Genomic DNA, 7,205 nt, shown 5'->3' on the forward strand with positions numbered 1-7,205 from the left:
GCCTCACAAGGCTCGGATGCCATGGGCCGCCCCTTCCACAGCGCCTCGATGGTGCTCCTGCGAATTCCTGCGGCTTCCGCGAGTTCTCGGAGTCGTGCGAGCTGTGCGAGCTGTGCGGGTTCCTCGGGTCCTGCGCGTCACGCGAGCCCTACGGGTCCTGCGGGCACCCAGTGTTCGCGCCCGCGGTTCGACGCCGGTTGGAGTCCGGTTCGCATCCGGTTAACCCGCAGCTCACCGCCCCACCCGCCGACCGTCGCCCGCTCGGACTCCGCCGATCCGACCCCCCGAACCGTCACCGCCCGGCCGACCGGGGCGGTCCTCTCTCCGCGGCACCGGCGACGGACGTGTGCTGCACTGTTCGGTCGGATAGCGGCCGTCCGACGCCCACGGAGCCGCCCGCGGGTGTACGGGGCACGGCGGGCCGGTGACGCTTTGTGGATCGGGACAACGATGGGGCGCCCGGGCGGTCATACACCCGTGAGCAACTCTTCACCGGTCACCGACCGGAAGCGCCGAGCACGCGACGCACGCGATGACCACGTCACCCGCGCCACCCGGGGCGGCCCACCCGCGCGGAAGGACCTGCGCAGCGACATCCAAGGGCTGCGGGCTGTCGCCGTGGTCCTCGTGGTGCTGTCCCACGCGGGAGTGCGGGAGGTCGCGGGCGGATACGTCGGCGTGGACGTCTTCTTCGTGGTGTCCGGCTTCGTGATCACCTCGGCGCTGCTGCGCGAACTGGCCTCGACCGGCGGCCTGTCGATACCCGCGTTCTACGGGCGCCGGATGACACGGCTGCTGCCCGCGTCCTCGCTCGCGGTGGTCGCCACCCTCACGGGAAGCTGGCTGTACCTGTACAAGGCCCGGTTCGGGCAGTACGTCGCGGACGCGCTGAGCAGTTCGCTGTACGCGGTGAACATCCGGATGGCGGCGACCGGCACGGACTACCTGGCGCAGAACAGCCCGCCCTCGCCGTTCCAGCACTTCTGGTCGCTGGCCGTGGAGGAGCAGTTCTACCTGGTGTGGCCGCTTCTGCTGCTGGCCGGCTGGAAGCTGGCACGCCGGTTCGCGCTGCCGCCGGCCGTACTGTCCGTACCGCTGGGGGCGCTCTGCCTGGTGTCGCTGTGGTGCAGCGTGACGACCACGGCGGACTCGCCGTCGTGGGCGTACTTCGGCCCGCAGACGCGGGGTTGGGAGCTCGGCGCGGGCGCGCTGGTGGCGCTGGCGGCCGGCCGGCTGGAACGGCTGCCGTGGTGGGTCGCGGTGCCCGCGTCATGGGCGGGCCTGGCAGGGATCGGGTACGCCGCAGTCCGGTTCGACGACGCGACGGTCTTCCCCGGCAGCCGCGCCCTGCTGCCGGTGCTGGCCGCCGTCGCGGTGGTCGGCGGCGGGTGCGCGGCCGGGCGGGGCGGCGCGGGGGCGCTGCTGGGGCTGCGGCCGGCGACGTGGCTGGGCGGTCTGTCGTACGGCTGGTACCTGTGGCACTGGCCGCTGCTGGTGATCGGCCCGACCGCACTGCACCGGCCCGCGTCCGTACGGCTGGCGTTGGCGCTGTCGGCGGCGGCGCTGGGGGTGGCCTGGGTGACGATGCGGCTGGTGGAGAACCCGGTGCGCTTCCACCGGGCGCTGCGTGCCCGCACGGGCCGATCGCTGGCGGTCGGGCTCGGGATCACCGCGGGCACCGTGGCGCTGTCGCTCGCGGCGCAGCTCTTCCCGCCGGCGATCGCGTCCCGCGGGCACGCGCCGTCGCTCGCGGACACGCTGACGGCGGCGCCCGATCCCGAGGCGAGCCTGGCGCGGCTGCTGGCCGCGCCCGACGACGCCCTGCCGAGCAACCTCACACCGCGGTTGGAGCAGATCACCGCCGTCCGGTCGGCGGTGTACCAGGACAACTGCCATGTGGGGTACGGCGCCACCGACTCGCCGGCCTGCGCGTACGGGGACCTCGACTCGGCGAAGGTGGTCGTGCTGTTCGGCGACTCGCACGCGGCACAGTGGTTCGACGCGATGGACCGGCTGGCGCGCGCGAACCACTGGAAGCTGGTGTCGCTGACCAAGGCGTCCTGCAAGGTGGCCGACGTGCCCGTCAAGTGGGGCAGCGGGACGTACACGTCCTGCGACACCTGGCGCGACCACGCGCTGACCAGGATCGCGGCCCTGCACCCCTGGCTGGTGATCGCCTCGTCCTCCGACGCGGCCACGCTCGCCGGCTCCGCGAAGGACCCGTTGCGGCAGTGGACCGACGGATACCGGCGCACCTTCCGGGAGTTGCGCGACACCGGGGCCCGCGTGGTGACCCTGCTGGACACGCCCTGGCCGAAGGGCAATCCGGTGGACTGCGCGGCGGCCTACCCGCTGGACCTGGGGCGGTGCGTGAACACCGTGGCGGGCTCGGCGAAGCAGCCGGTGGTCGCGACGGCCGCCCGGGCGGCGGCCGGCACCCAGGGCGTCGACGTCATCGACCCGCGGCCCTGGCTGTGCCCGAGCGCCGGCACCTGCCCGATCGTCGCCGCCGACACGTTCGTCTACCGCGACGACAGCCACATGGCCGAGGGGTACGCCGAGGCGCTGACCCCCGCGCTCGGCCGCCGCCTGTCGGCCGTGCTCGCCACGCCGCTGCGGACCGCCCCGTGAGCGTCCCCCGTACATAAGTCCCGTGAGCGCGCCCGCCGCCCCAACCCGACCCCGAGCATCCCGGCCCGTGGCGGACCGTCGGGCGCCGCGAACACCGCGAACTCCACGCGGGCCTTGGTCGGGTGCGGCGCTGGTGGCCGCACCCGACCGGCGTGACGTAGCGGTTAGTTGGTGAAGAGGAAGTACTTCCAGGTGGTGCTGGTGGTGGAGTTCACGGTGTCACCGGAGCTCGCGTTGACGTAGGAGGAACGGACGCGGGCGCGGATGCCGGACTTGCCGGGGTGACCCATGCTGACGATCGACTTGCCGTTGGTGCCGAGCTTGAAGTACTCGGAGTCGGTCGTGTACCACTTGCCCCGGTACCAGATCTGGAGCTGCAAACGCTGCTTGCGGCCCTTGTAGTACGTCATCGTGGTCGTGTCGATGACGTCGGTGTTCTTGTGGAAGTAGTAGTACTTCGTGGCGCCGATCTTGCCGGTCCGGTAGTACTTCGACAGCGTGGTCGACACCTTGACCCGCGCGTACCCGGTGGACTTCACCGTCCTGGGCGCGGTCCGCGCGTCACCCTTGAAGACGGCGCTGACCGCGGTGTCCCGGGTCATGGCCACCGTCACCGACACGTTGCCCTTGGAGTTGACCTTGGCGGACTTCAGCAGCTTGTTCGGCTTGTCGGCGCCGAAGGGGTCGGCCCAGATCTCGACCGTACGGTTCTTGTACGTCGAACCCAGGTGCGCCGTGAACACCACGTGCTTGCCGTAGTCGTACAGCTTCTTGTTGTTGTTCAGGGTGAGGGTCGGCTTGACCCGGGAGACCGCGACCGTGTGCGAGGCCGACACCGGGGTGTGCGTGGCGTCGCCGGCGTACGACACCGTGTACTTGACGCTCCCGCCGTCCGGCGGCGTGTCCTTGAAGGAGAAGGTGCCGTCGGACCTGGTCTTGACGGCGGGCAGCGCCTTGCCCTTGGGGCTGTCGAGGTCGGTCCGGGTGACCCGCAGGGAGACGCCGCCCGCCAGCGCCACCGTCGCCGACAACTTCCCTGTCACGGTGAGCGACTTGGCGCGCGTGGCGGAGGAGGGTGCCTTCAGCGTGAGGGTCGGGACGTTCATCGTCGGGTCGGTGAGCACCTTGACGGTGTAGGCGCCGCCCGAAGACACGAGCGCGAAGATCCGCGAGGAGTCCGGCGCCCACGTCACCTCGGCGGTGTTGGTCCCGCCGACCGAGTACGTACGCACCGGCTTCGTGGCGCCGGCCTGGTAGACGGCCACCTTGGCGCCGTTGACCTGGGCGATCAGCCCGGTCGCGGAGACGTCGGCCTTCTGCCCGGCGGGCAGGGTGCCGCCGGCGGTGAACTTCCCGTCCGCGTAGGCGTCCTTCTGCGAGCCGTTGATCAGCACCTGGGTCCCGCCGGGCACCAGGTCGATGTCGCCGATGCCGCTGTTCAGCGAGTAGTTGCCCTGGTACCAGGCGGTCAGACCCGGCGTGGCGCCGGACGTGTCGACGACGGCCATCGAGTCCGACGAGATGCCGGTCTCCCCGACCGCCAGCACGCCGGGCTCGGACGGGTTCGTGCTGAGGATCGCCGGGCCCCAGATGCCCGGGTACGCCTGCGGGAACTGCCCGAGTGCCACCGGGTCCGTCCCGCTCGCCGGATCGACCGCCGGGTCGACGGACCCGAGGTCGCCGTCCCACTGGTCGCCGTAGCTGAACCAGACCTTGCCGCCGGAGTAGGCGACGTACCGCGGCCCCGTCGTGGTGGCCACGGCGTAACGGGCCTTGCCGGCGAGAGTGGCCGCGTCGAGGGCCACGATCTCGTGGGTCCCCTCGGCGGCCGCGTACAGCGTGGTGCCGTCGTCGGAGACCGCGAGACCCGAGACCCCGCTGATGCCGGCCACCGAGCCGACGACGGCGCCGGTGTAGTCGGCCGCCACGATCTTCCCGGCGGTGCGGTCGCCCAGGAAGACGCGGTGCAGGGCACCATCCGCGACGATGCCGCCGGGCGTGGCGACCGAAGCGGCGGACGCGGCCGAGGCCGATCCGGCCGCGGCGACGCTCAGCGCCGCAGAGCTGAAGAGGACCGCGAGTGATGTAGCGGTCGAGATGCTGCGCAAACGCACAGGAATTCTTCTCCCCACAAGGAAACCCGGTGGTGAACCGGGGAGTTGAGAGCGCCGCACGACGCCGGCCCCCGCATGTGGAGAGACTGTGAAGCCGGTGTGTGCAACCGCTGTCGACGAAGCGTAGGGCATAACGCCGACAGCGATGCACCGGATTCCCCGTCAGGTGGCTTTTGCCCGGAACGCGCCGGCGAACCGCCCTGGCCGCGAAGGGGGCTTCGGCAACGCCCGCCGGCCGGAATCGCCCGGCCCGGCGCGGCGCCGGTGGAGGAGGATGACCGCTATGACGGAGGAGAACAGCGCACTGGACGAAACGCTCCACCGCGCCGGCCTGGAGGTGGTCGGGCGGGGCTGGGTTTCCGATGTACGGCCCCCGGCGGCCGCCTGGCGTCCGGTGGTCGCGCGGACCGCACAGCCCGCTGTCACCGCTGTCGTCGCCGTGCCGGACGAGCGTCCCGACCTGGTCGCGGAGGTGAACCGGCAGTGGCACCGGCTCGCCGTCGAGCACGGTGTGATCGACGGAGACGGGGAGTTCCTGATCAGCTTCGCCGGCCCGGCCCGCACCTGCGGCGGTCGGCACCGGCACGACCACTGGACCCGGGTACGGCTGTCGACGCGCTGGGACCTGGCCGGGGCCCTCGGCCCGCCGCCGGGTGGACCCGGGTTCGCGACGATGGCACCGGCCGGCGAGAGCGTCCTGGGGGTCACCACCGAGGAACACACGGTCCGGTTCATCGTCGTCGCACCGCTCACCGACTGGCTGGAGTCGTCGGCGCGGGCGCGGGCCGTGGAAGGACCGGCCGCACACGGGGCCGGCTGGGACACGTTCCCGGAACAGCCCGCCGCCTCGGCCGAGTTGCGCGGGGCATGGCGCGACGGGCTGGCCAGGAACGGCGCGGCGCCGGCGGCCGTGCTGCACCGCCTGCTCGACGTCGCTCCCGACGAACGCCCCCCGGGCCGGCTGATCTTCCGCGAGCTCCCGGAGGACGTGGTCGCGTCCTGGCTCGCACACCCCGAGTGGCGCGTACGCCGGGGCCTGGCCGAGCGATGGCAACTCGACGCCGAGCAGCGCTCCCAACTCCTGCGCGATCCGGACCCCCGGCACCGATGGATGGTTCTCACCTGTGCCGTGGACCACCGATCGGCGCTCACCGACGCGGCGTACGCCCAACTCGCCGGCGACCCCAGCCCGCAGGTGCGCGCCGAGCTGGCACTCCACCACGACCTGCCGGTACGGCATCTCACCGCGCTCGCGACCGACCCGGACACCGAAGTCCGCGTGCGGGCCGCCCCGCGCGCCTGGGCACACCTGGACGCCTCGGCCCGGGCGGCCCTCCTCGCCGACCCGGACGCCGGCGTGCGGGCCGAGGCCGTCCTTCGGTACCACCGCTCCATACCGCTGTCGGCGGCCGGCTTCGCCGCGCTCTCTGACGACGACCACCGCGAACGTGCCGCCGAGGGCTGCGTGCTCGCCCGTGAACTGGCCGAGCGACTGGTCCACGGCACCGGTACCCGGCTGCGGCGCGCCGCCGCGCGCAACACGAAACTGGACCGCGATCTGGTGACGCTTCTCGGCCGGGACGACGAACCGGACATCCGCTGGACGGTCTCGGTCCGGCCGGACCTCACCGAGGCGGAACGCTCCGCCGTCGCCATCGAGTTCGACCCGAACGCCCGCTGCCACCCGCTCCCTTGGGTGCTGGAACTGAGCGGTGACGACGACGCCGTACGCCGCTGCGCCAACTCCGCGCACGTCATGCTGCGCCGCAGCGCCGCGTGCATCGAGGACCTGCCGCCCGACGTGATCGACCTGCTGGCCCATGACGAGGACCGGATCGTCCGGCTGTTCCTGGCCGAACACTGCGCCCAGGCCCCGGCCGACGTACTGCTGGAGATGGCGGAGAGCTGGAACGGCTATTCGGCCGCGCGGATGGTCGAGCACCCCAACGTCCCCCGCCGGCAGGTTCTTCGCCTTGCGGACGACCCCGACCCGCGGAAGCGTGCGCTCGCTCTCCTCGATCCCAAGGCGCCGGCCGAACTGGTGGAGCGGTTCAGCCGGGATCCGGACTCGGGTGTCCGCCGCCAGGCTCTGCACGACCAGCGCCTGTCCGCCGCGTCCCTGATCCGTCTGCTCGACGATCCGGAACCCGACATCAGGAGTACGGCAGCCGCCGACCGGCGGCTGCCCGCCCACGTCCTTGCCGAGCTGCTGTACGACACCGCGACGGCGACGCAGGCCGCCGCGAATCCGGCCGTTCCCGAGGCGGTGATGCACCGCCTTCTGGATCGGCGGCCGCAGCCGGAACGGGACTGAACCAAGTTCCGCGAAGGGAAAGTTACGGGTCGGCAGGTTGCCGGTCGGCAGGTTACGGATCGGCCGGGTTCGGGCCAACCAGGCTGCGGGTCAGCCGGGTTCGGGGGCGAAGCGGGCGATCAGCAGGGACACCCGGTGGGCATGGG

At 72.2% G+C, this 7,205-nt stretch carries 3 protein-coding genes; 2 read left to right on the forward strand and 1 reads right to left on the reverse strand.

The window, feature by feature from the left end:
* The first annotated feature begins 477 nt into the window (after nucleotides 1–477).
* Nucleotides 478–2,631 (forward strand): acyltransferase family protein, encoded by a 2,154-nt coding sequence (locus tag AC13HU_RS27585; protein WP_483044664.1) that lies wholly within the window; start codon nucleotides 478–480, stop codon nucleotides 2,629–2,631.
* Between the two features lie 164 nt (nucleotides 2,632–2,795).
* On the opposite strand, the gene AC13HU_RS27590 is transcribed toward AC13HU_RS27585, so the two are convergent.
* Nucleotides 2,796–4,745, reverse strand: a complete 1,950-nt coding sequence (locus AC13HU_RS27590; protein WP_483044665.1) for a YncE family protein — start codon at nucleotides 4,743–4,745, stop codon at nucleotides 2,796–2,798.
* A 283-nt stretch (nucleotides 4,746–5,028) separates the two neighbouring features.
* Here AC13HU_RS27590 and AC13HU_RS27595 point away from each other — a divergent pair, with 283 nt between their 5' ends.
* A complete protein-coding gene (locus tag AC13HU_RS27595) occupies nucleotides 5,029–7,059 on the forward strand; it encodes a PE-PGRS family protein (protein WP_483044666.1) in 2,031 nt (676 codons plus the stop codon).
* The last annotated feature ends 146 nt before the right edge of the window (nucleotides 7,060–7,205 follow it).

This window comes from Streptomyces sp. NH27, assembly GCF_056859195.1.